Origin of the sequence: Vibrio albus (assembly GCF_003144035.1) — a bacterium.
Taxonomy (GTDB): Bacteria; Pseudomonadota; Gammaproteobacteria; order Enterobacterales; family Vibrionaceae; genus Vibrio; species Vibrio albus.
In genome coordinates this window covers 639,698-663,701 of sequence record NZ_QFWT01000001.1, presented here as the reverse complement: position 1 = coordinate 663,701, position 24,004 = coordinate 639,698, and the positions used below count along the sequence as shown (strand labels likewise).

Below are 24,004 nucleotides of genomic sequence, written 5' to 3'. Positions count from 1 at the left end.
GTATTTTGTGTGATGTTTATCACTGTTTATAATGTATGTAGTATGTCGTTACTATGAAAGTGTGATGTCAGTGTTATCTAAAATATAGGCTCATGTATATAATCGCCACGCTTTTTAGCTCCAACTTCTAACACGCCAATTTTAACTTATAAGGATCCATAAACTATGAGCCTGTTTATGAGCCTAATCGGAATGCTGGTACTGCTGGGTATTGCCATTCTGCTTTCTGAAAATCGCAAAGCGATTAATTACCGCACCGTTGGTGGTGCTTTTATAATCCAATTCGTTCTCGGGGCATTTGTGTTGTATGTGCCATGGGGGAAAGATCTGTTAGGTGGTTTTTCGAACGGTGTTGCAAGCGTTATTAGTTTTGGTAACGACGGTGCGTCATTTTTGTTCGGTGGACTGATTTCTGACAAGATGTTTGAGGTCTTCGGTGGTGGTGGTTTTATCTTCGCCTTTCGTGTACTTCCAACCCTGATTTTCTTCTCTGCTTTGATTTCTGTGCTGTACTACCTGGGTGTGATGCAGTGGGTGATCAAAATTATCGGTGGTGGCCTTGAGAAAGCGCTGGGCACTTCCCGTGCTGAATCTATGTCTGCGGCGGCTAATATCTTTGTCGGTCAGACAGAAGCGCCGCTTGTTGTCCGTCCGTTCATCTCCCGTATGACACAATCAGAACTGTTTGCGGTTATGTGTGGTGGTCTGGCTTCTGTCGCTGGCGGTGTACTGGCTGGCTACGCATCGATGGGCGTTCCACTTGAATACCTGGTCGCTGCTTCTTTTATGGCTGCGCCGGGTGGCCTGCTGTTTGCCAAAATTATTATTCCGGAAGGCGATCGTTTTAAAGATGAGATTTCCGAAGAAGAAATCTCCAGGGCTGACGACAAACCTACGAACGTGATTGATGCGGCAGCAGGCGGTGCTTCTTCTGGTCTGCAACTGGCACTGAACGTTGGCGCAATGTTGATTGCATTTATCGGCCTGATAGCGCTGCTGAACGGTATTCTGGGCGGCATCGGTGGCTGGTTCGGTATGGAGAACCTGAGCCTTGAGCTGATCCTGGGCTGGCTATTTGCGCCTCTGGCTTACCTGATTGGTGTTCCATGGGAAGAAGCCACGCTGGCAGGTTCCTTTATCGGTCAGAAGACCATAGTGAATGAGTTTGTGGCTTATCTGAACTTTGTACCTTATGTCGGTGACAGCGCTCAGGTTGTGGCTGAAACCGGCCGGGTACTGTCTGAGAAGACCACGGCAATTATCTCATTTGCACTGTGTGGTTTTGCTAACCTGTCTTCTATCGCGATTCTGCTTGGTGGTCTTGGTGGTATTGCGCCTAAGCGTCGTCATGATATCGCCCGTATGGGTATTAAAGCGGTTGTCGCCGGTACGCTATCTAACCTGATGGCGGCAACTATCGCAGGTTTCTGTATTTCTCTTGCGGCTATGTAAGTTAAAAGAGAACGGTTAAGCCTGTTTAATAACACCGTAGCAACGCATTGTTACGGTGTTTTTTTAAGTTTATATTTTTCCCGGAAAATTTTTTTGAGATATAAAACGTTTGCGTTTGTCGGCGGCATTGTTGGGGACACAGGGAGTACCTATAATGCTTAGGTGTTTCGGGAAATGAAACACTTACCATAGACCAGACTGGTACTGTGCGGTGACAGGGATTGCAATTGATACATTCATTTTTCAGAGAGAATGATATCAAGTCTTCAGGGAACCAAGTCCGTTCATTTCGCCACCTAATAGCCTGGATTATTCAGGGGTAGGCAGGCTAATTGAATATATTGATCGGAGATAGAAATGAGCGATTTAAAAGCTGCAGCACTACGCGCACTTAAATTAATGGATTTAACCACGCTGAATGATGACGACACAGACAAAAAGGTAATCGCCCTTTGCCATGATGCGAAAACAGCCGCTGGCAATACGGCGGCCATCTGTATTTACCCACGCTTTATTCCTGTGGCAAAGAAAGCGCTGAAAGAACAAGGTACACCCGAGATTCGTATCGCAACGGTTACCAACTTTCCTCATGGTAATGACGATATTGATATCGCGGTTGCTGAGACGAAAGCGGCCGTGGCCTACGGCGCTGATGAAGTAGATGTGGTTTTCCCGTACCGCACTCTGATTGCCGGTGATGAGAAAACAGGTTTTGAACTGGTGAAGCAGTGTAAAGAAGCCTGTGGCGATGTTCTGCTGAAAGTGATTATCGAGACTGGTGAACTGAAAGAAGAAGCGCTGATCAAGCGTGCCTCTGAGATTTCAATTGAAGCGGGCGCTAACTTCATTAAGACCTCCACTGGTAAAGTGCCGGTGAACGCCACGCCAGAGGCCGCAAGAATCATGCTGACAGTGATCCGTGATATGGGTGTCGCTGAAAAAGTCGGCTTTAAACCAGCCGGTGGGGTACGCACGGCAGAAGATGCTGCAGAATATTTAGCGATGGCGGATGAGATTCTGGGCGCTGACTGGGCTGACAACATGCATTACCGCTTTGGCGCTTCCAGCCTGCTGACCAATCTACTGAATACATTAGAGGTAACTGACGAAACGGCCGATCCTGCCGCATACTAATTTTGCAAAGAGCAGGAGGGTCGAATGTATTTACCTCAGGAAATTATCCGCAAAAAGCGTGACGGAGAAATCCTCACCACGGATGAAGTTAACTTTTTTATCCGGGGCGTGACCGATAACAGCGTCTCTGAAGGTCAGATTGCCGCGTTTGCCATGGCGATTTTCTTTAATGAAATGACCATGCCCGAGCGGATTGCACTGACCTGTGCCATGCGCGATTCCGGAATGGTGCTTGACTGGAGCCATATGGACTTCGGCGGCCCTGTGGTGGATAAGCATTCAACCGGCGGCGTCGGGGATGTGACGTCTCTGATGCTTGGCCCGATGGTGGCGGCATGTGGTGGTTATGTACCGATGATCTCAGGGCGTGGCCTTGGGCATACCGGCGGCACGCTGGATAAACTGGAATCTATTCCCGGTTACAGTATTACCCCGGACAATAAGCGTTTTGGGCAGGTCGTTAAAGAAGCGGGTGTCGCCATTATCGGCCAGACCGGTAACCTGGCACCGGCAGACAAGCGTGTGTATGCCACCCGGGATATTACGGCAACCGTCGATAATATCTCGCTGATCACGGCCTCTATTCTGTCTAAGAAACTGGCGGCCGGGCTGGATTCTCTGGTGATGGATGTGAAAGTGGGCTCTGGCGCATTTATGCCGACCTATGCAGCGTCGGAAGAACTGGCTAGATCTATCGTTGCTGTGGCTAATGGTGCCGGTACGAAAACGACCGCTATTCTGACCGATATGAACCAGGTGCTGGCATCATCGGCCGGTAATGCGGTTGAGGTGCGGGAAGCCGTCCGTTTCCTGACGGGCGAATACCGTAATCCGCGGCTGCTGGAAGTCACCATGGCTTCCTGTGCTGAAATGCTGGTGTTGGGGCAATTGGCGAAAGACACTGACGAAGCCAGAAGCAAGCTGCAGGCGGTTCTGGATAACGGCGCGGCTGCTGAGCGGTTTGGCAAAATGGTTTCCGGGTTAGGTGGCCCGGCCGATTTTGTCGAGAACTATAATAGTTATTTAGATACCGCTGAAATCGTAAAACCAGTATATGCAACGACAAAGGGTGTTGTGTCAGCTATGGATACCAGAGCCATCGGCATGGCTGTGGTGGCAATGGGCGGCGGTCGCCGCGTAGCAACAGACAGTATCGATTATGCGGTAGGCTTTGACCGGTTTATCCGCCTTGGAGAAACAACTGACAGCAGTAAGCCGCTGGCGGTGATCCATGCGCGCAGTGAAGAGCAATGGCAGCTGGCAGCAGAGGCATTGCAGAATGCTATTCAGGTCGGAGAGCGACCGTATACAGTAACTCCGGATGTGTATTGCAGGATCAGAAGAGATGATGTGTAGCATCCGCAGGAGATAAAGATGAAAAGAGCGATTATTTTAGTGTTGGACTCGTTCGGTATCGGTGCAACCGCTGATGCCGAGAAGTTTGGTGATGTCGGTTCTGACACTCTGGGGCATATTGCTGAGCAGTGTGCAAAAGGTCTGGCTGATAACGAACAGCGTAAAGGTCCGCTTACGTTGCCAAACCTGTCTAAATTGGGTCTAGGTCTGGCGGCTGAAGAGTCAACGGGAAATTTCCCTGTCGGTCTGGATAAAGACGCTGAGATCATTGGTGCTTACGGACATGCAGCGGAACTGTCATCCGGTAAGGATACCCCGTCCGGTCACTGGGAAATTGCCGGTGTGCCGGTCCTGTTTGACTGGGGGTATTTCACCGATAAAGAAAACAGCTTCCCGCAGGAACTGTTGGATCGCATTGTCGCGCGTTCCGGTATCCCCGGTTATCTGGGTAACTGCCACTCTTCGGGCACCGTGGTGCTGGATGAACTGGGTGAAGAGCATATGAAGACCGGCAAGCCTATCTTCTATACCTCGGCTGACTCGGTATTCCAGATTGCCTGCCATGAAGAGACTTATGGCTTAGAGAACCTGATGGAGCTCTGTCAGATCGTTCGTGAAGAGCTGGAAGACTACAATATCGGCCGGGTGATAGCACGTCCGTTTGTTGGCCCGAAAGCGGGTGAGTTTGTCCGGACGGGTAACCGTCGAGATCTGTCGGTCGAGCCACCTGCTGCCACAGTGCTTCAGAAGCTGGTGGACGAAAAAGCCGGGCAGGTGGTATCTATCGGTAAAATCGCCGATATCTACGCGCACTGCGGCATCACCAAAAAGGTGAAGCAAACCGGTATTCCTGACCTGTTTGAAGCGACGATGCAGCAGATCAGCGAAGAAAAAGGTGATAACACTATCATCTTTACTAACTTTGTTGATTTTGATTCTGCCTATGGTCACCGCCGTGATGTGGCGGGTTACGCAGCTGCGCTTGAATATTTTGACCAGCGTCTGCCGGAAATTCTGGACGCGATGGAAGAGGATGATCTGCTGATTATTACGGCTGACCACGGGTGCGATCCGACTTGGCAGGGCACAGACCATACTCGTGAACACATTCCTGTGCTGGTCTATGGTCATAAGATAAAAGCGGGCTCTCTGGGACGCCGCGATACGTTCGCGGATATCGGCCAGAGTCTTGCTGAGTACTTCGGTACCTCCGATATGGAATACGGCAAAAGCTTTTTATAAAAGAAAAACTAACTGAAATGTTAAGGATTTAATCAATGGCGACTCCACATATTAATGCTGAAATGGGTGATTTTGCAGACGTTGTACTGATGCCGGGCGATCCGCTACGTGCTAAGTACATTGCTGAAACCTTTCTTGACGATGCGGTTCAGGTCTGTGATGTGCGCAGTATGTTAGGCTTCACTGGGTCTTACAAAGGCCGTAAAGTATCTGTGATGGGCCATGGTATGGGCATCCCGTCCTGTTCTATTTACACAACAGAGCTGATCAAAGACTTCGGTGTGAAGAAGATCATTCGTGTCGGCAGCTGTGGTGCAGTAAATGAAGATATCAAACTGCGTGATGTGGTGATCGGTATGGGGGCGTGTACTGACTCCAAAGTAAACCGTATCCGCTTTAAGGACCACGACTTTGCGGCTATCGCCGATTATAAGATGGTGAAAGCGGCAGAAGAAGCGGCGAAAGCGCGCGGTATTGATGTGAAAGTCGGTAACCTGTTCTCAGCTGAACTTTTCTACACGCCAGATCCGGACATGTTCGATGTCATGGATAAATACGGCATCGTGGGTGTGGAAATGGAAGCGGCCGGTATTTACGGTGTGGCAGCTGAATACGGTGCTAAGGCTCTGGCAATCTGCACCGTTTCTGACCATATCAAAACCGGTGAGCAAACCACTTCTGAAGAGCGCCAGAATACGTTCAACGAAATGATTGAAATCGCTCTGGATTCAGTGCTTCTGGGTGATAAAGAGTAAGGTACTCGTCATTCCTGTTCTCCTCGTTCCCACGCTCCTGCGTGGGAACGAGAGTAAAGACTAAAAATATTAAAGGGATAAGAAGTTGATTAAGGCTTCGCCTGCCAGCTAACTTTTCGCTGTTTTGCCAGTGCGCCGGAAAGAATACACAGTATTCCGCCCAGTCCGCTGTAACGGATAGCTGTCTGAGCCTGTTTTTCCACTTTTGGTTTGGCATGATAAGCAATACCAAGACCAGCTGTATTCATCATGACTAAGTCATTGGCACCGTCACCGACCGCAATGGTATTCGATGGTTTAACACCGAACTTCTCTGTCAGCTCCCCAAGGATCTGGGCTTTTTTCTCCGCACCGACAATTTCACCTAATACTTTCCCTGTCAGCTTGCCGTCGATAATTTCCAGCGTATTAGACTGAGCATGGTCAAGATCCAGCTCCTGTTTCAGCTTGTCAGAGAAATAAGTAAACCCGCCGGAAGCGATAGCGGTTTTCCAGCCAAACTGTTTCAGGGTATAAATCAGGGCTTCCAGATCCGGCATCATTGGCAGATTTTCCCGTACCTTGGCTATAATGCCTTCGTCCGCATCTTTCAGTGTACCGACACGCTCTCGAAGACTTTCTTCAAAATTCAGTTCACCCTGCATAGCACGTTCAGTGACAGCCGACACCTGCTCACCCACACCAGCAAGCTTGGCGATTTCATCGATGCATTCGATCTGGATAGCGGTAGAATCCATATCCATCACAATCAGTCCCGGTTGAGACAGATCAGGAATATTGTTCAGAGACGCATAATCCAGCTGAAGTGCCTGCAGAATTTTTTCATGTTCAGCTGTTAGTTCACCGGACATCAGCGCGACGTCGTACTGGCCGACTTTCCATGTGTCGACAATTGGGTTGTAGTCACCCGTAAAGAAATCGATATCATCAAAATGTGTTGGAGAAAGAGAAGTCGAGAATACGATCCAGTTTGCCTTGTTTTTATCCATTTGAGATGAAAAACGAGTTTCCGGAAGACGCTCGATAAGAGTGGTGTGTTTTTGGATATGTAGTGTTTGCTTAGTCACTGCTTCCTTGCCTGTTTGGTTAGTTAAATGTGCAATGCTGCAAAGTTACCCTATTGCAATTTGAAAAGGCAAGCATCAATATTAGCCCTAGTTTTAAAAAATGAACTTTTTTATGAAAAATTCCCCGTTTTCTTTACGTCTGTTTCTTAAAAGTATTGCCATTATCTTGCTGGTGCTGATGTTTATCTATATCGCTCAGAACAGCTACGTCATCAGTAAAGGTAATGAAAAGATCCAGTCACATCAGTTGGAGACACTGACCAAACTGCTTGCCTCTCAGGCGGCTCATTCTGCCAGTGAAATGATCATCAACGGTGATCAGGAACAGTTGCTCAGCCTGACAGACCAGTTGGCCAGTGAGCGACTGGTGTTTGATGCGACCATTTATGATTCAGAGGGAGTGAAGCTGGCGTCCAGTGAGAATGCTCAGTCTGCCCGAGAGATTCTGGGTCTGGACACCCCACTGGCGACGGCAAGCATAGGCCGTTTGCAACTGGTTGAACCGGTATTAAATGAGTCTAATCTGATTGGTTATGTGCGGATCACGTTTGAAAAAGGGATGGTCACAGCAATATCCGATCATCATTACCGTAAAAGTGACCGCTATATGTATATCATGATCGTTCTGAGCTTTATTAGTGGGGTCTTGCTGACGCTTGTCCTACGACGTCATCCCGGAAAGATCAGGTAAGTTCGAGGCGGATAAGCACTTCATCCGTGATATCTGTCAGTTCGCCGTAGCCCATAATGGCACTGAATTCTTTTTCCAGTGCTCTGGCTCTGTGAATAGCCGCAGCAGCCAGATTCTCCAGTTGTTCGCTCAGTATATGGGTAATGCCTGATGTCACCGGAACAGCCGATATCCTCAGGGCATAAAAATCCCCCATAAGCTTGGCTTTCTTGATAAACAAAATCCGCTCTTTTAGTGATTTGAAATCACTGAGTAGCCGGGTGTGGATGACATCGATCTCCTCTCCTTTTTTCACGACGGCAATATACATTTCGTGATAGGTGACTTTCGGGGTGGATATCGGCCGTAAGGGAATAGCCAGTAGTGTGTTAGTCCTGCCTTTAAACACTGGCTCAACGGACAAATTTCTCTCATGTCCGAGTTTATCCAGAACTTTCAGGTAGGACATCAGTGGGTAGTTGACTCCAACGGCGACGGGCCTCAGTAACCGGGATACCTTCGATACGTAGTATGGGGTTGATACCAGACGGTTAAGAATTGAGCCGTACATGGTGGTCAATAGTTCCACCGGAGGTAACTGCTCCTGAGATGCCTGCAGTTTTTCTTTATTGTGGGCAATCAGCCTTTTTATAAAGGAAACCGTCTGTCTGGTACTGTTATTGTCCTCAATGGCAAGTTGTATATTAAGGCCATTTGGACTGATACGGATAATGGTATAGGGAACATCGGTCAGGGGCGCTTCTTTATCGTAAAGCTGAAGCTCTTTAAAGCTGATTTTAGCGGGTGCATTGGCTTTATAAATAAGAGGAGCTTCCAGCTTTATAAATAGTCCCTTGGAAGAAAAATTGACAGTATGGCCCTGCAGAGTATTGTCACCTGCGGTGATTTCTACAGGAGACTTAAACATAAAGCGAGGTTCACTGCGACGTGATTTTGCATCGTAGTAAATGCCTCTAGGGGAACAGGTCACTTTCTTTGACTGGCGGAAACGGTTCAGAGTGCTGCTGTCGAGTGAGGGTTTTTCTGTCAGCAGATAATCCCGCCGGGATTCCGCATCCGCAATTTCCTGAAGAATACACACATGAGTCAGCATATTCTGATTGGGATCACCGATAGTGATGTCGTCCTGACTGGAAAATGCCTGCAAAAAATGTGAAATTTCCTCCGGAGATAGCTCATACACGGACAGACGAAACGCTTTCCAGCTCTCTCTCCTTGCTCCGGCATGCCAGAAAAGCTGACGTTCTTCCCGGCTTGCTTCTGGCATTAACATGGAATAATGCAGGAGTCGTTCTTTATGTTCGTGGATAAATGAGTAGAGGACATTACTGGTATTTTTTACACCAGGCTGGGCGAGCTCTGCCATTCTCTTTTCTGAAAACAGCCCCCCGAGCATGGGCTGATTTCGTTCATCATGCCAGTAATCCCAGACAGACTGATTATACTCATTAAGCAGAGCAAACTTCAGTTCGGTACCATTAAAAAACAGCGGCAGATTGGCAGTGTGTTTTATGCTGGTGTATTCAAATCCATGATTTCGGGCCTGCAGAATCAGATCCTGATTATCGTGGTAAGTTTTTTTGGCCGTTGAGGTGAGTAATGCTTCAATGGCTTTTTCAATGATATCGGTTTTCGTCAGGCGCAACACCCTGAGCCAGCGGATACTATTATTCTCATAACAGTCATCGACACCAATAATACGGTACTCTATGGGGTGGCTTAGTTCAGTCAGCTTGGTATGTTTAGCCAGTTGCACAAACTGAGCTTTCAGGGTACCGCCAAGGTTGTAATTAAAGGCTGTCGGAACCTTGAACTTTGCACCGGAACTCGATAAGTCGACACTGGTGGCATGAATGTTTTGTCCGGTTTGTAGCGTCACTTCAACCAGAGTCGCCATCTTCAGGCGCTTTTCCTGGCGTTTGAGTGTATAGCCCATCTTAATGGCTTCCACTAAAAACGGACTGTCCGCTTCCGAGTGGGTATTTCCGTTTTCCGTTTTTTCTTTTTTTCGCATTACCCGGAAGTTATTATGGGTATTAACCAGTGCTTCCCAAACCCCTTCGGTGTAACTGCCAAACTGCTTTATCTTTCTGTGATAGGAATTGATGGCAACATCATCCAGCCAGTGAGTAAACCCATCCAGATGATATTCACGACACTCTCCCTGCACCCGTCCCCGCAGATCAATCGATTTTGAACACGGAGCCATAATACGATTCAGCTCCATCTTCACCAGTACTTTTGCTGATGGGGGAGCCTCTTCCGTCAGTTGAGCCAGAACGAGTTCAAAGTCTTCTGCACCATAGACAGGAATGAGTTGTTCAACCAGAGAGAGAATGTCAGATTGCTGCATAAATTTCTGTTAAAGTGTGCACCTTAGTGTAAGTATCGGCAACAGTTGGAAAAAGTTAAGACTCAATTCTTACTGTTATTAACAAAAGTTACAATAGACCTATTTTGTATAAAGGTTTTTGAAGCCACTTAGGTATTCAGAAAATAAAACCGGTAAAAGGTGATTTAGAGCACATGGCAAAAGTAAAACGAGCATATGTTTGTAATGACTGTGGCGCAGATTTTCCCCGTTGGCAGGGGCAGTGCAATGCCTGTGGTAGCTGGAACACCATTACCGAGGTCAGGCTGGCCGCCTCTCCTCAGGCTGCACGTAATGAACGTCTGAGTGGTTATGCCGGCGCAGCGACGGAATCCGTTGTTCAGACACTGTCCGAGATTGATCTGCAGGAAGTGCCTCGTTTTACCAGTGGTTTTAAGGAGCTTGACCGGGTTCTGGGAGGGGGAGTTGTTCCGGGTGCTGCAATTCTTATCGGTGGTAGCCCTGGTGCCGGAAAATCTACTCTGCTGTTGCAAACCATGTGCTGGCTTTCATCACAGATACCGGCTCTCTATGTCACCGGGGAAGAGTCGCTTCAGCAGGTTGCACTGCGTGCCTCCCGTTTAGGGCTGCCGAAAGAGCATCTGAAAATGTTGTCAGAAACCAATGTTGATAAGATTTGTCAGGTGGCGGAAAAAGAGCAGCCCCGGATCATGGTTATTGACTCTATTCAGGTGATGCATGTAGCCGATGTGCAATCCTCTCCTGGCAGTGTCGCTCAGGTTAGGGAGTCAGCCACTGCGCTGACCCGTTATGCTAAACAGAATAATGTTGCCGTATTTATTGTCGGTCACGTAACGAAAGACGGCACACTGGCCGGGCCTAAAGTACTGGAGCATATTATTGACTGTTCGGTATTGCTGGACGGAGGCAACGACAGCCGTTTCCGGACTCTGCGTAGCAATAAAAACCGTTTCGGAGCGGTGAATGAATTAGGCGTTTTTGCGATGACAGGGCAGGGGTTGCGTGAAGTGAGTAATCCTTCTGCGATTTTCCTTTCTCGTGGGGAAGAAGAGACATCCGGCAGCTCGGTGATGGTACTCTGGGAAGGTACCCGGCCGCTGCTGGTTGAAATCCAGGCGCTGGTGGACTATTCCCAGTTGGCCAACCCGAGAAGAGTGGCTGTCGGGCTGGAACAAAACCGGCTTTCTTTGCTACTTGCGGTATTGCACAAACACGGAGGTCTGCAGATGGCAGATCAGGATGTGTTTGTTAATGTCGTCGGCGGGGTGAAGGTGACAGAAACCAGTGCGGATTTAGCATTAATTATGGCATTGCTGTCTAGCTTCAGAGACAGGGCATTACCTAAAGATGTCGTAATATTTGGCGAAGTGGGGTTGGCCGGTGAAATCCGTCCGGTCCCAAGCGGGCAGGAGCGATTAATGGAAGCCTTTAAGCACGGATTTAAAAAGGCGATTGTTCCTGCAGCCAATATGCCAAAAGGCGGCATTGACGGCATGCAGATTCACGGAGTGAAAAAGCTGTCAGAAGCGATAGAAGCGTTTGATGAGCTATAATTGTATTTTTTTATATTCACATGCACGCAAGGGTATCAGTATTTTTAGATTGTGATATACTCTGCGCGCAATTTATACCTTATTAACAGAGTAAGACAATGACTGACTTATCGAAATACAGAAACATTGGTATTTTTGCTCACGTAGACGCGGGTAAAACTACTTCTACAGAGCGTATCCTTAAGCTAACTGGTAAGATCCACCGTACTGGTGAGGTACACGACGGCGCTGCAACAACTGACTTTATGGAGCAGGAAGCAGAACGTGGTATCACCATCCAGTCAGCAGCAACCACTTGTTTCTGGAAAGATCACCGCCTAAACATCATCGATACTCCGGGACACGTTGACTTCACTGTTGAAGTTTACCGTTCTCTGAAAGTTCTTGATGGTGGTGTTGGTGTATTCTGTGGTTCTGGTGGTGTTGAACCTCAGTCAGAAACTAACTGGCGCTATGCGAACGAATCAGAAGTTGCTCGTCTGATCTTCGTAAACAAACTGGACCGTATGGGTGCAGATTTCTACCGCGTTGTAGAGCAAGTGAAAAACGTTCTGGGCGCAACTCCACTGGTTATGACTCTGCCTATCGGTATCGAAGATGAGTTCTGTGGTGTTATCGACGTACTGAGCCAGAAAGCAATGATCTGGGATGACTCAGGTCTGCCAGAAAACTACACAGTTGAAGAAATTCCTGCTGAGTATGCTGAGAAAGCGGCTGAATACCGTGAAATGCTGATCGAAACTGCTGTTGAGCAGGACGATGACCTGATGATGGCATACATGGACGGTGAAGAACCAACTATTGAACAGATCAAAGCTTGTATCCGTAAAGGTACTCGTGATCTGGCATTCTTCCCTACTTACTGTGGTTCTGCGTTTAAGAACAAAGGTATGCAGCCAATGCTTGACGCGGTTGTAGATTACCTGCCAGCACCAACAGAAGTTGATCCTCAGCCTCTGACAGACAGCGAAACTGGTGAACCAACTGGTGAAGTTGCAACTGTATCTGCAGATGAGCCACTACGTGCGCTTGCGTTTAAGATCATGGATGACCGTTTCGGTGCTCTAACCTTCATTCGTATCTACTCTGGTAAGATGAAGAAAGGTGACACCATTCTTAACTCTGCAACTGGTAAAACAGAGCGTATCGGCCGTATGGTTGAAATGCACGCGGACGAGCGTAACGAAATCGATTCAGCACAAGCGGGTGACATCATCGCTGTTGTTGGTATGAAGAACGTTCAGACTGGTCACACTCTGTGTGATCCTAAGAACGAATGTACTCTGGAACCAATGATCTTCCCAGAACCAGTAATCTCTATTGCGGTTAAGCCTAAAGATAAAGGCGGCTCTGAGAAAATGGGTATCGCGATCGGTAAAATGGTTGCAGAAGATCCATCATTCCAGGTTGAGACTGATGAAGATTCAGGTGAAACTATCCTGAAAGGTATGGGTGAACTTCACCTGGACATCAAAGTAGACATCCTGAAGCGTACTTACGGCGTTGAGCTGGAAGTAGGTCAACCTCAGGTTGCTTACCGTGAAACTATCACTCAGGCCGTTGAAGACAGCTACACGCACAAGAAGCAGTCTGGTGGTTCTGGTCAGTTCGGTAAGATCGACTACCGCATCAAGCCTGGTGAGCCTAACTCTGGCTTTACGTTCTCTTCAACGGTTGTTGGTGGTAACGTACCTAAAGAATTCTGGCCTGCAGTTGAAAAAGGCTTCGCAATGATGATGGACGAGGGTGTGCTTGCTGGCTTCCCTGTACTTGACGTTGAAGTTGAACTGTTTGACGGTGGCTTCCACGCAGTGGACTCCTCTGCAATCGCGTTCGAAATCGCAGCGAAAGGCGCATTCCGTCAGTCTATGCCTAAAGCCGGTGCGCAACTTCTTGAACCTATCATGAAGGTTGACGTATTCACTCCTGAAGATCACGTTGGTGACGTAATCGGTGACCTTAACCGTCGTCGCGGCATGATCAAAGATCAGGAAGCTGGCGTAACTGGTGTTCGCATTAAAGCAGACGTACCTCTGTCTGAAATGTTCGGCTACATCGGTCACCTGCGTACTATCACTTCTGGCCGTGGTCAGTTCTCTATGGAATTCAGCCACTACGCTGCATGTCCACAGAACGTTGCTGATGAAGTTATTGCTGAAGTGAAAGCACAGAAAGACGCTAAGTAATCACTCGCTGATTGTTACGCTTTACAAATTTTACAACAGAGCCCTACAGGTATACCTGTAGGGCTTTTTTTGTTTTTACCGCTTAATCACGACAGGATGACGATAACCCTGTCTTTCCTATATAAAAAAGGCTTAAGGCTTATCTGACTTCTTTAGTTTGTTTTTTAATTACAGCTACTTATAAAGAAAAATATTACTAGGCAAAATTGAGCTAAATGAGATATTTTTTTATATATTCTCATTTTTTGTAATAATGAAATTGTGTCTTATTTTTGAGAATTGTGTTTTTATCTTATTGATAAATAAAGGAACTTATTTATTTATTTGAGTATGATTCGAAACAAGTAAATTTAAAATTGATTATATTATAAAAACGAACTCTAATTAAATTGCTGTTTAAAAACAGCAATTCTTTATCTTTCTGTCTTCTGGTTTTTACTCATAGGTTAATAGTCTGATTTTTTAATAATAATTTTATTAATACAAACATTAACTTACGAATAGTACTAGGAATAAAGTTTGATATTGGGTTAAAAAACTTTGCTGTTAATAAAATTATAAACTAGCCTTTTGTTAAGGGCGGGTTTATTTGAATTTATTACTTAGCAAGTAAACTCATTTCCTAACTTAGATACACCGGAGTTTATTATGTCTATTTCTACTTATGTAAAGCTTCAACTTGCACTTCAGCACTTCAAACGCGACCAACGTGGTGTTACTTCTATTGAATACGCCATCATAGGTGTGGCTATCGCAGCTATTATGCTCTTGGTCTTTTCAGATACAGGTCCTTTGGCAACTGCTCTTAATGATGCTATGAACACAATATCGACTCAAATTCAGAGTGCTCAGTAGTTTCATTTTGTATGGGCATTTTTATGCCTGGGCATGCTGTTTTTTACACAAGAAAATAGAGTGGATACTCTTAAGTCGGTGGTGTTTTTTTTGTTAATTACATACTCACCGACTTATTAACTTTTACTGGTAAGTTTGAGTGTTCACCTGTTTAAAATAATATTGGTTAAAAATGTATGCTAACCAATTAATATATAAATATCTCATGGTGAGGTGAGTTTATGAACCTCAGAATATTGGTTCCGATAGCCCTTATCGCTGTAGGTGCGGGATTATATGGCTTATCCGGACGTATATTAACATCTAATACTTCCCAACCTGAAGAGCCGAAGCGTGAACTTTCTGGCCAAATTCAGGAGACTGAAGAGATGGCGACGGAGAATAGGGTTCGTATCTGGACTGCGAAACAAGATATTCTCCCCGGACAGTTTGTTACTGCCGATACCCTTCAGTCCCGGATGGTGTCTTACGATGAAGCCAGAATGCACGGGCTCGCAGAAAACGAAGAAGGGATGATCCCGGATATTAATATCAAGTTTGTGGCTGGTATGGTTGCCGGGGATAACCTGATAGCCGAACAATGGGTAACCAATGCCGATTTTGTGACGCCAAAGCAGGACCGCTATGTCGATCTGACTATTTCCGAAAACATGGTGCCTTACGGAATGAAGGTTAACCCTGACACCATTGTGGGCGGTGTCATTACCCATGGTAGCTATGTCGATATTATCGCGCTTTCTTCACAATCTCAGAACCTGGCGACAACCAATAAGATCAAAGATTTCCGAAATATCTCTATTTCACCGGTTCTGATGGCAGTCCGGGTGATCAAAGTACAGAAAACAGAGAAACCGGCGACGAAAGTCAACCCGGCGACGGTTGAAGTCAGCTTAATTCTGGAACTGACCCGTCAGCAGATCGCTAAGCTGGCGATTGCGAAGAGAATTTCCCAGCTAGAGTTCCATAAATCAATGGGGCCGAAACAGGCTGAGCTCATACAGGCCAATTCCGGGGATGTATTGCCAACGTATCGGGCGATTAAAGAGTACAGGGCGGGTAGCTCATCTGTCAGGTAGAGTGCAGGTAGTCCGGTCTGGCTGTACGGTTTTATTCTGCGAAAGACAACAGAAATACAATAAAGGTAAAGTGGTATGGATACACATGTTTCTATTCGTTCACTTCTTCTGTTACTCCGGGGACTGGTGATTGCTCTGTTGGTCTGCAGTTTCTCTGCGTCCGCAGCGCGTATTGTCAACCTCTCTGAAGGTGAAGCGAAGACCATTCAGGTTTCTACTGATATTGGTTCGGTGTTTATCTCTGAACCAGGAGTTGCGGACTATCAGGTTATTGAAAAGAACAAGGTGGTCTTCTTTGGTAAAAAGATTGGTACAACGTCTTTTCTTGTTTTCGATGAAGAAGGCAGAACGCTCATTTCAAGAACACTTATCGTGAACCGGAGTTTTGTGCAGATCCAGCAGCAAATCCAGTTACGTTTTCCCGATAGTGATGTGGAAATTTATAACCTGGGTGACCAGGCCGTACTGAGCGGGACAGTAGCAACCGAACAGATAAAAGACGATATCTACAAGCTGGTTGGTGAACTGCTGGGGAAAGAAGCGAAGATCACCACCGTGGAGTGGGACCTGGACAGCGGAAGCAGTGAAATGGACTTCATGCGAAAGTATGAGTACAAGGGGCTGGTTAACCATATTGAAGTGATCGCAACCAAGCAGGTTAACGTGAAGCTTTCTATTGCTGAAGTGACCCATTCATTTCTGGAAGAATTTGGGATTCAGCTCAGTAATGTTGGCTCGAACGGTATTTTTTCCTATCCACTGAACAATATTAATGCAGACGATATTATTTCTGTCATCACTGCGATTGGTGATGACAATGTAGGGCAGGTTCTAGCAGAACCTAACCTGTCGGTAATATCCGGTGAGACCGCGAGTTTCCTTGCCGGTGGGGAAATTCCGGTCGTCACCGTTACCAATAATGGGACAAATGTGCTGTATCGGGAATACGGTGTTCGTCTCGAAATGATGGCGAAAGTCTTGCGTGACGACAAGATTAAGCTGTCACTGATGCCGGAAGTGAGTGCGCTGGACAACACCTATACCAGTGCCAGTTTCAGTCTGCCGGCACTGAAAACCCGCCGGGCCAGAACAACAGTTGAGCTTGGTGATGGTCAGAGCTTTATTCTGGGTGGGTTATTGAATACGGAAGACAGAGAATCCCTGCAGAAGATTCCTTATATCGGTGATATTCCTATTCTTGGGGCTCTGTTCAGACACACTGAAACAGAAAGAACCAAAACAGAGCTGATTATCGTCGCGACCGTTAATCTGGTTCAGCCTATTCATCCGTCTGAAGTCCAGCTTCCAACCATGGAAAAAACACCGACACTGCGCCGTTTCTTCGCTCTGGATGGAACTTATGACAAAGCAGAAGGTATGTGGGCTCGTCAAATCCTGACCAGCGGAGGGTTTAAGCAATGAGACATTTATTTTCTTTATTGATTTTATCCGGAGTATCAGTGGTACTAAGCGGTTGCGCCGAGCATATTGCTGAACGGGAAGGGGCGGAAATCCAGGTGGTGCCGGTGACATATTCAATTGGTATTACCATCAAAAAAGATAAGCAGGACAAAGCGCGCCAGGAGCTGGATAACTATGTGCAGTCACACTGGCTGAAAGTCACGACTCAGAAAGTGAATCTGGTCTGGTATACCAAGCCGGGGAAAGCGTTAGCCGACCACTATTACCAGTACCTTCTGGAACAGGGGGTTAACAAAGATAAAGTTACCCTGAACAAAGCGATGGATACCACCGGTAAGGTGCCATTTGATATGAAGTTCCAGACCATGGTGTATCGTTCTGTGGTTGAGGTGTGTGACTACGAAAAAATCGGTAATTTCGGACAGACAAACATTGGCTGTTACACCGATAGTGCACGTTGGCAATCGATGGTTTATCCGGAAAACATGCTGAACACAGGGTATATGGGCGATTCGGAAAAGAACCAGCCGGATACTGAGTAGTCGGGGGGAGGTAAGTATATGTTTGATTTAGTCGATATCCTCAAAAAGGGTGAAAACCAGAAGGTTGAAAAGCAACAGGAAATTACTTCTGTGCTTTTTTATCAGACTGAAAAATGTCACTCCCTGGTTAAAGAGGCTTACCGTTTTGAAGGTTTGGTTCCTCCTGCTCTACTGGTGAACTCGGACGAAAATATCAGAGAACATGTCCGGAATGAACAGATTGAAATTGTCATTATCGAGCTGAACGAGAGTTCGGATATCAGCCGGGATGCAGAGCGGATCAGTCACCTGTTACCCAATGATGCTTCTGTGATTGTTATTGGTAGTGAAGATGCTATTTCTACCATTCGTAACCTGAAACAGATGGGTTTTTACTATCTGTTCTGGCCCATTACCAAGCATGAACTGATCGAATTTGTTCTGAGCGTGCATGATAACCGCCACAGTAACCGTGGACTGGGGAAAAAACGTAAAGCGAAGCAAATCAGTATTATCGGTTGTAAAGGTGGGGTCGGAACCACGTTTATCTGCTCTGAAGTGGCGTATTTGCTGTCCGAAAAGAAAAACTCGTCATGTGTGGTCGTGGATAACGATTATATGGGGGGAAACCTCGACATTATGCTGGGTATGGAGAAGTTCGAGAAGCGGCAGATAAGGGCTGGGGCATTTGCGACAACGCTGGATCCGACTTCTGCGCAAAGCATGCTGAATAAATCCAGCAAGTTGCTTTCGGTCTTGTCTCTGGCTCCCTCGGCGGGGATGGGGAATACCGATATCAAGGAATACACCAAAACGGTGGCCTCTCAGGTATCAGAAAACGTGAATTTCCTGATTGAGGATTTATCCTCGATTTCTCAGCAATGTTTTGACCACAAAGAGTTGGCGGAATTGTCTGACTGTATGATTCTGGTACTGACCCCGACGGTTTCAGCCCTCAGGGAAGCCGCCCGTATCAAGCAGCGGATGGTTGAGGATAAAGACAGCTTATCCTGCCGCCTATATATGGTGATGAACTGTATTGTTCCTGACGCTGCCGCGACAGTGACCCAGGAAGAGGTGGAGAAGTATCTGCATCAGCCTGTAGACGTTGTCATTCCTTATATCAAAAAGCTGGATGCAATGGTTCTGGATGGTAAAAGGATTTGCATGTCCGGGGGTAAGCCGGAAAAAGCGTTATACCGACTTGTTTCTCTGATTGTTGGTGAGGAAGAGAAGAAAGGCTTCCACTTATTTTCTAGGTAGGTCGTTATGAGTGAAACAAAAGAAGTCTATAAGGCGCTCAGAAGACAGATCTTTGATGCCCTTGATCCTGAGGCCATCCAGAGGCTGGATGATGACCAGCTGGGCGAACAGTTATCCAAAGCGGTCGCCATGCTGGTGGATAAAGAGTCCCTGACGGTACCGCTTGTGTTAAGGCATGAGTTTGTAAAAAGCCTGGTGGATGAACTGCATGGCCTTGGACCTATCCAGCCTTTGATGGAGGATGAGTCTGTCACCGATATCATGGTGAACGGGTGTGACAACGTATATATAGAGCGTGATGGACTGGTTGAAAAGTCAGACATTACCTTTGTGGATGAGGCCCAGGTTATCGAGATTGCCAAGCGGATAGCCGGCAGAATAGGTCGTCGGGTCGATGATTCAATGCCTCTGTGTGATGCCCGTCTGGAAGATGGTAGCCGGGTGAATATCGTTATCCCGCCGATTGCTATTGACGGTACATCCATTTCTATTCGTAAGTTTAAGAAGCAGGCAATCGATGTCCCTAAACTGATTGGCTACGGTACCATGAGTGATGAAATGGCGCAGCTATTGATGATCGCTTCCCGTTGTCGTCTGAATATTCTGATTTCCGGTGGTACAGGTTCTGGTAAAACCACCATGTTGAACGCGCTTTCTCAGTATATCTCCGAAAAAGAACGTATTGTGACTATCGAAGATGCGGCGGAACTAAGGCTGTTACAGCCCCATGTTGTTCGTCTGGAAACCCGTACAGCTGGTATTGAAAATACCGGTGCTATTAAGCAGCGTGATCTGGTGATTAACGCTCTGCGTATGCGTCCTGACCGGATTATTGTCGGGGAGTGTCGGGGTCCCGAAGCGTTTGAGATGTTACAGGCAATGAATACCGGGCACGATGGCTCTATGTCAACCCTTCACGCAAACACTCCTCGTGATGCGTTAGCGCGGGTGGAATCTATGGTGATGATGGCGACCAGTAATTTACCGCTGGAGGCGATCCGAAGGACAATTGTCAGCGCTATAGACCTCATTATTCAGGTGAGTCGCTTGCATGATGGTACTCGGAAAATCATGAGCATTACGGAAGTGGTTGGCCTGGAAGGATCCAGTGTTGTGATGGAAGAAATATTCCGGTTTAAACCCGGACAGGTCACTCCTGGAGCTGATCGTGTCGAAGGGAACTTTATTACCGCTGGTCTGATGAAACGCTCTGTTCTGGTAGAAAAAGCCCGCTTCTTTGGTCTGAGTGACCAACTTGATTCGTTGTTCCAGGCAAGGGGGTATATATGATTTATCTTCTATTGGTCGGTGTGGGTATCATTTTACTTCTGGTCGGCATTTTCAGCGGTAGGAAAAAGCATAACTATCTGGAAGCCTATAACAAGACGGTCAGAGTGTATTCTCTGGCCAATGATGATCAGGCCGTGGACTTTAGCACGCTGACAGAACGGACGTTCAGGCAGAGAGTGGAAATTAAGCTGCATAATCTCGGCAAACAGCTGGGCAAATTTCCATTGCTGAAAGCGGCTGGCTTTCTTGCGTTGTTGGTGTTTGCCGGAATGGAAATTAATGCTCGTTTTATTCGTGGTAATGAATATGTCGTCACCACGCTTATTGTTCTACTGGGTCTGCACCTGGGTCATAACTGGCTGCAAAAACGTGAACAGAAACAGTTTGAAGAAGCGTTTCCTGATGCTCTGAATATCCTGACCAGTGCGGTGTCGGCGGGTGAAAGTATTATGCACGCCATTATGTATGTCGGGAAAACACTCGATGGTGATGTAGGGGCTGAGTTTAAGGTAATGGGCGACCGACTGCAGATGGGGGATACGCCGGATGAGGTTTTTAAAAAATCCTGTTTGCGTTTCCCTTATCCCTCCTTCCATTTCTTTGTGATCACCTTGAGGGCAAATATGCACCGCGGCGGCCAGTTAAAAGAGGTGATGACACGTTTAAACCGCCTTATGTTTGATGCCAGAGCAATAGAAAAGAAAAAGTATGCACTGACGTCAGAAGCCCGGATGTCTGCAAAAATAGTGGCCTCTATTCCTTTTATCTTCTTGTTCATCATGCAGTATATCAGCGCAGAGAATTATGAGTATGTGATGTTCAACGATGCAGGCAGGCCGATCCTCTATTACATGCTGATCAGTGAATTCATTGGTATCAGTATCGTTTGGGGACTCATGAAGAGGGTACGCTGATGGACAAAATCATAGTTTGGCTTAGTCAGAGCCATATTCAACTGATACTGGCACTCTGGTTTGTTGTGGTGGGTTTGTCGAGTTTTGTCTATGTCGGTTTTGAACAGTTTCGTCGGAGCCGAAGGCTAAAACGTTTTGGTCTGAGTGAAAAGGGTCCTAAAAAAGAGTCTGATACCCAGACGACAGAAGAAGTCACAAAATACGTTACTAACTTGTTTGCCGCATCAAAACTCGACGTGTCTGATAAATTTATTGCGGCTGGCTTTTATAATCTGCGTTTTGCCCATTGGTTTTTACCCGCCAAGTATTTTCTGATGTTGCTGGGGGTCGGGGTTATCGTTGTCTTAGGGCTTAAGACAGGAATGACGACTTTATATATCGGTGCTTTAGCCCTGGTTTGGGTCGTGATTTCCATTATTTTCCCTGATGTTTATCTCGACATGCGGACTAAAGCTTTGCAGCGCCATATTTCTAACCAGTTGCCTTATTTGCTCGATTTGATGGGGGTTTGTGTTCAGACCGGGATGACCATTGAAGCGGCGATGAGTTACCTCTCTCAGGAGATGGCGGGCTTTGACCGTGACCTGGCTTATATGCTGAAGCGGACCAATGACCGGGCGCATATTGTTGGGCTGGAGCAAGCTTTGGAAGAACTGTACAAGCGTGTACCAACATCAGAAATTCGCAGTTTTGTGATGACATTGAATCAGAGCCTGCAGTATGGGTCGTCTATCTATACGGTGTTAACCACATTAGCGGTGGATATCAGGGAAGTACAGATGCTGAATCTGGAAGAACAGATCGGTTCTCTGTCAGCCAAAATGTCGGTGCCTTTGATTCTGTTTATTATGATCCCTATCGTGATTCTCATCACGGCTCCGGGGGTAATGAGAATGCTGGGGTAACGGTTATGTTCGGGAATGGGTTTTCTAACGGGTTTCGCTTGATAGGCAGGGCTGGAAGTATTCTGTTACTTGCTTTTCTGGTGGGGGCGTGTGCATCAGGTAATTCGACCATACAGGCACAAGCGGATCAGGTACGTAGTGAATCTAAAGAACAGATATTGTTAAACACGGCAAACAGAGAACAACTGATTACTTTTTATAAACAGCAGCTTAAAGAGAATTACTCGACAGAGACGAGAATTAAATTAATAGAAGCTTACCTGGAGTCAGGTGATACCGAGTCAGCCAGCTTTCACCTGACAGAAATAGAATCGGATGAGGAGCATGCGGCTAAGATTGTGTTTTTGAAAGCCCGTGTGGCTTATTTATCCGGTAACTATCTGGAGGCTTACCAATATGCACAGACCGCTTTATCTCTCAGCGCGTCTTACCCAGAAGCTGAAAACCTGATGGGGTTGATTCAGGCTGAGCGAGGTGAACTGGTTTCTGCCAGAGAGCATTTTCTGAGTGCCCGTCGTCATTATTACGATGATGCCATTATCAAGAACAACTTAGCAGTAATCGATCTAATTGAAGAGAACTATCGATCCGCAGTGCAAAGGCTTCAGCCGCTATACTTAAAGACAGGAGGCGACACACAGATTACGTCGAACCTGCTTATTGCTTATGCCAAATTGGGAGAATACAAAGCAGTAAGAGAGATTCTGAAGGAACAGGACTATAGCGAGGAGGACATCCAGCGTATTTTCCTGATACTCAGGGGGATGAGTAAAGTGAATGAGAAAGAAGAGGAGCCAAATCAGCTACCTATTAGTCAGGAAGGTTCAGCCGCCAGTATTCAGGTAAAAGTGGACAGAGGTCCGGATTATGAAGCGCATTAAATCGCATCTGGGAAAAGCATGGCAAAAAGGGGTGGCCTCTATTGAGTTTGCCCTGGGATTTTTTGCCTTTTGGTTGCTTATCGGAGCATGGGCAGAGATGAGTTATATCTCTTATATTACCGCTATTTGCGATCTGGCTATTACAGAAGCTTCCCGTTCAGCGAAGAAAACAGAGTTGGATCCTGATAATGTGGATAGTCATTACCAGAAGATATTCGAAAAAGTTATTAGTGAGGACGATTTCTGGAGTAAGTTTGTTGATGTTGACAGCCTGACAGCCAATATGACGGTGCGTTATGTCGACAACCTGAGCAGCTTAGCAGGAGTGACTGACGTATGTGTTCCACCGGGTGACAACGGTGATAACACTTGTGGTTCAGAATCAGGCAGTTCGTTAGCTATTTACCATGTCAGCTATGACTACAACAGTATATTCAGTTATTTTTCGGACAAAAATTCTGTGTTTTCTCGCGAAATCATTGTGGTACAGGAATATGAACGGTCTCAATTCGATATTTAGGCAAAAAGGTACGTTCGCGATCGAGTTCTCAATAGTGGGCTTGTTGCTTGGTGTCCTTCTGGCCTTTGCACAGGATGCGATCATTAAGATTTCAATGAAAGGAAAGCTGGATCGGTTATCTTACTCTGCTGTCAGTATTATAAAAGAACGAACTCAACTGTATTCTGGTGATACTCTCGCATCAGCCCCTGGTTCGGATGATAGTTTTGATCTGAATAACCCAATGAGTGGCGAGCATGTAACTAATATATATACCGTTGTGGAAAATTCGATGAAACGCATCACAGGGTCATTTGATGAAGCAAAATTTGGTATGCGTCTGGAGGAACAAACCTACACAGATAACACCCCTAATACTCTGGTTGTATATAATTCGGGGACATTAGTGTGCAGCGTTGGTCAGACGCTTGCCGATATAGAGGCTGACTTAAGAATTACCACTACTCTGGAAAGACATCCTCCTATTTACCGGATCACGCTTTGTTATGATACGGATAATTTGGTCGCTGATCTTCTAAGTAGTGGCTTTGAAAGAGTAAGTTCTACTTCAGTCGCGGTAGGGAGGTAG

General features: G+C 46.5%; 21 protein-coding genes. 19 read left to right on the top strand and 2 right to left on the bottom strand.

Translation table 11 applies throughout. The features are described 5' to 3' along the window. Positions 1–165: 165 nt before the first annotated feature. The 5 genes from DI392_RS02990 (at position 166) to deoD (ending at position 5,939) form a co-directional block, all read left to right on the top strand. Positions 166–1,452: a NupC/NupG family nucleoside CNT transporter gene (locus tag DI392_RS02990; RefSeq protein WP_109318401.1), complete on the top strand. Its 1,287-nt coding sequence runs from the start codon at positions 166–168 to the stop codon at positions 1,450–1,452. 357 nt (positions 1,453–1,809) lie between these two features. Next, complete coding sequence (gene deoC, locus DI392_RS02985; RefSeq protein ID WP_109318400.1) at positions 1,810–2,586, top strand: deoxyribose-phosphate aldolase; 777 nt, start codon at positions 1,810–1,812, stop codon at positions 2,584–2,586. A 24-nt stretch (positions 2,587–2,610) separates the two neighbouring features. Continuing rightward, positions 2,611–3,942 (top strand): thymidine phosphorylase, encoded by a 1,332-nt coding sequence (deoA, locus tag DI392_RS02980; protein WP_109318399.1) that lies wholly within the window; start codon positions 2,611–2,613, stop codon positions 3,940–3,942. A gap of 18 nt (positions 3,943–3,960) precedes the next feature. Beyond that, a complete protein-coding gene (gene deoB / locus DI392_RS02975) occupies positions 3,961–5,184 on the top strand; it encodes a phosphopentomutase (RefSeq protein WP_109318398.1) in 1,224 nt (407 codons plus the stop codon). Between the two features lie 35 nt (positions 5,185–5,219). Further along, positions 5,220–5,939 (top strand): purine-nucleoside phosphorylase, encoded by a 720-nt coding sequence (gene deoD, locus DI392_RS02970; protein WP_109318397.1) that lies wholly within the window; start codon positions 5,220–5,222, stop codon positions 5,937–5,939. Between the two features lie 89 nt (positions 5,940–6,028). On the opposite strand, the gene serB is transcribed toward deoD, so the two are convergent. After that, on the bottom strand, positions 6,029–7,006 hold the full coding sequence (gene serB, locus DI392_RS02965; protein WP_181388348.1) for a phosphoserine phosphatase: 978 nt from the start codon (positions 7,004–7,006) through the stop codon (positions 6,029–6,031). 112 nt (positions 7,007–7,118) lie between these two features. Here serB and DI392_RS02960 point away from each other — a divergent pair, with 112 nt between their 5' ends. Beyond that, positions 7,119–7,697, top strand: a complete 579-nt coding sequence (locus tag DI392_RS02960; RefSeq protein ID WP_109318546.1) for a YtjB family periplasmic protein — start codon at positions 7,119–7,121, stop codon at positions 7,695–7,697. Here the strand turns inward: DI392_RS02960 and DI392_RS02955 are convergent. After that, on the bottom strand, positions 7,690–10,050 hold the full coding sequence (locus DI392_RS02955; protein WP_109318395.1) for a PilZ domain-containing protein: 2,361 nt from the start codon (positions 10,048–10,050) through the stop codon (positions 7,690–7,692). The two genes, DI392_RS02960 and DI392_RS02955, sit on opposite strands and share 8 nt — an antisense overlap. 173 nt (positions 10,051–10,223) lie before the next feature. Between DI392_RS02955 and radA the strand changes: the two genes are divergently transcribed. The 13 genes from radA (at position 10,224) to tadF (ending at position 24,004) form a co-directional block, all read left to right on the top strand. Then, positions 10,224–11,603 carry a DNA repair protein RadA gene (gene radA / locus DI392_RS02950; RefSeq protein WP_109318394.1) on the top strand — a complete coding sequence of 460 codons (1,380 nt, stop codon included), beginning with the start codon at positions 10,224–10,226 and terminating at the stop codon, positions 11,601–11,603. A gap of 98 nt (positions 11,604–11,701) precedes the next feature. Continuing rightward, a complete protein-coding gene (gene fusA, locus DI392_RS02945; RefSeq protein ID WP_109318393.1) occupies positions 11,702–13,789 on the top strand; it encodes an elongation factor G in 2,088 nt (695 codons plus the stop codon). 648 nt (positions 13,790–14,437) lie between these two features. Next, positions 14,438–14,644, top strand: a complete 207-nt coding sequence (locus DI392_RS02940) for a Flp family type IVb pilin (protein ID WP_109318392.1) — start codon at positions 14,438–14,440, stop codon at positions 14,642–14,644. 221 nt (positions 14,645–14,865) lie between these two features. Beyond that, positions 14,866–15,720, top strand: a complete 855-nt coding sequence (gene cpaB / locus DI392_RS02935; RefSeq protein ID WP_109318391.1) for a Flp pilus assembly protein CpaB — start codon at positions 14,866–14,868, stop codon at positions 15,718–15,720. Between the two features lie 75 nt (positions 15,721–15,795). Then, complete coding sequence (locus DI392_RS02930) at positions 15,796–17,142, top strand: type II and III secretion system protein family protein (protein ID WP_109318390.1); 1,347 nt, start codon at positions 15,796–15,798, stop codon at positions 17,140–17,142. Further along, a complete protein-coding gene (locus DI392_RS02925) occupies positions 17,139–17,684 on the top strand; it encodes a hypothetical protein (RefSeq protein WP_109318389.1) in 546 nt (181 codons plus the stop codon). Before DI392_RS02930 ends, DI392_RS02925 begins: the two co-directional genes overlap by 4 nt. A gap of 18 nt (positions 17,685–17,702) precedes the next feature. Next, positions 17,703–18,926 carry a CpaE/TadZ family protein gene (locus DI392_RS02920; RefSeq protein WP_109318388.1) on the top strand — a complete coding sequence of 408 codons (1,224 nt, stop codon included), beginning with the start codon at positions 17,703–17,705 and terminating at the stop codon, positions 18,924–18,926. Positions 18,927–18,932: 6 nt separating this feature from the next. After that, complete coding sequence (locus tag DI392_RS02915) at positions 18,933–20,216, top strand: TadA family conjugal transfer-associated ATPase (protein ID WP_109318387.1); 1,284 nt, start codon at positions 18,933–18,935, stop codon at positions 20,214–20,216. After that, positions 20,213–21,130 carry a type II secretion system F family protein gene (locus DI392_RS02910; RefSeq protein ID WP_109318386.1) on the top strand — a complete coding sequence of 306 codons (918 nt, stop codon included), beginning with the start codon at positions 20,213–20,215 and terminating at the stop codon, positions 21,128–21,130. The genes DI392_RS02915 and DI392_RS02910 overlap by 4 nt, the downstream gene beginning before the upstream one ends. Next, positions 21,130–22,035, top strand: a complete 906-nt coding sequence (locus DI392_RS02905; RefSeq protein ID WP_109318385.1) for a type II secretion system F family protein — start codon at positions 21,130–21,132, stop codon at positions 22,033–22,035. Before DI392_RS02910 ends, DI392_RS02905 begins: the two co-directional genes overlap by 1 nt. Positions 22,036–22,040: 5 nt before the next feature. Further along, positions 22,041–22,916 carry a tetratricopeptide repeat protein gene (locus tag DI392_RS02900; protein WP_109318384.1) on the top strand — a complete coding sequence of 292 codons (876 nt, stop codon included), beginning with the start codon at positions 22,041–22,043 and terminating at the stop codon, positions 22,914–22,916. Continuing rightward, positions 22,903–23,436, top strand: a complete 534-nt coding sequence (locus tag DI392_RS02895; RefSeq protein WP_109318383.1) for a TadE/TadG family type IV pilus assembly protein — start codon at positions 22,903–22,905, stop codon at positions 23,434–23,436. Before DI392_RS02900 ends, DI392_RS02895 begins: the two co-directional genes overlap by 14 nt. Next, positions 23,411–24,004, top strand: coding sequence for a tight adherence pilus pseudopilin TadF (tadF, locus tag DI392_RS02890; RefSeq protein ID WP_109318382.1), 594 nt, complete (start codon positions 23,411–23,413; stop codon positions 24,002–24,004). Before DI392_RS02895 ends, tadF begins: the two co-directional genes overlap by 26 nt.

Excerpts from the sequence above, each read along its gene's own strand:
- DI392_RS02930 (WP_109318390.1), top strand. The coding sequence starts at position 15,796 with ATGGATACACATGTTTCTATTCGTTCACTTCTTCTGTTACTCCGGGGA.
- DI392_RS02920 (WP_109318388.1), top strand. The coding sequence starts at position 17,703 with ATGTTTGATTTAGTCGATATCCTCAAAAAGGGTGAAAACCAGAAGGTT.
- DI392_RS02915 (WP_109318387.1), top strand. The coding sequence starts at position 18,933 with ATGAGTGAAACAAAAGAAGTCTATAAGGCGCTCAGAAGACAGATCTTT.
- cpaB (WP_109318391.1), top strand. The coding sequence starts at position 14,866 with ATGAACCTCAGAATATTGGTTCCGATAGCCCTTATCGCTGTAGGTGCG.
- fusA (WP_109318393.1), top strand. The coding sequence starts at position 11,702 with ATGACTGACTTATCGAAATACAGAAACATTGGTATTTTTGCTCACGTA.
- DI392_RS02925 (WP_109318389.1), top strand. The coding sequence starts at position 17,139 with ATGAGACATTTATTTTCTTTATTGATTTTATCCGGAGTATCAGTGGTA.
- deoA (WP_109318399.1), top strand. The coding sequence starts at position 2,611 with ATGTATTTACCTCAGGAAATTATCCGCAAAAAGCGTGACGGAGAAATC.
- deoC (WP_109318400.1), top strand. The coding sequence starts at position 1,810 with ATGAGCGATTTAAAAGCTGCAGCACTACGCGCACTTAAATTAATGGAT.
- deoD (WP_109318397.1), top strand. The coding sequence starts at position 5,220 with ATGGCGACTCCACATATTAATGCTGAAATGGGTGATTTTGCAGACGTT.
- radA (WP_109318394.1), top strand. The coding sequence starts at position 10,224 with ATGGCAAAAGTAAAACGAGCATATGTTTGTAATGACTGTGGCGCAGAT.
- DI392_RS02900 (WP_109318384.1), top strand. The coding sequence starts at position 22,041 with ATGTTCGGGAATGGGTTTTCTAACGGGTTTCGCTTGATAGGCAGGGCT.
- DI392_RS02910 (WP_109318386.1), top strand. The coding sequence starts at position 20,213 with ATGATTTATCTTCTATTGGTCGGTGTGGGTATCATTTTACTTCTGGTC.
- DI392_RS02895 (WP_109318383.1), top strand. The coding sequence starts at position 22,903 with ATGAAGCGCATTAAATCGCATCTGGGAAAAGCATGGCAAAAAGGGGTG.
- DI392_RS02990 (WP_109318401.1), top strand. The coding sequence starts at position 166 with ATGAGCCTGTTTATGAGCCTAATCGGAATGCTGGTACTGCTGGGTATT.
- tadF (WP_109318382.1), top strand. The coding sequence starts at position 23,411 with ATGAACGGTCTCAATTCGATATTTAGGCAAAAAGGTACGTTCGCGATC.
- DI392_RS02960 (WP_109318546.1), top strand. The coding sequence starts at position 7,119 with ATGAAAAATTCCCCGTTTTCTTTACGTCTGTTTCTTAAAAGTATTGCC.
- DI392_RS02940 (WP_109318392.1), top strand. The coding sequence starts at position 14,438 with ATGTCTATTTCTACTTATGTAAAGCTTCAACTTGCACTTCAGCACTTC.
- DI392_RS02905 (WP_109318385.1), top strand. The coding sequence starts at position 21,130 with ATGGACAAAATCATAGTTTGGCTTAGTCAGAGCCATATTCAACTGATA.
- DI392_RS02955 (WP_109318395.1), bottom strand. The coding sequence starts at position 10,050 with ATGCAGCAATCTGACATTCTCTCTCTGGTTGAACAACTCATTCCTGTC.
- deoB (WP_109318398.1), top strand. The coding sequence starts at position 3,961 with ATGAAAAGAGCGATTATTTTAGTGTTGGACTCGTTCGGTATCGGTGCA.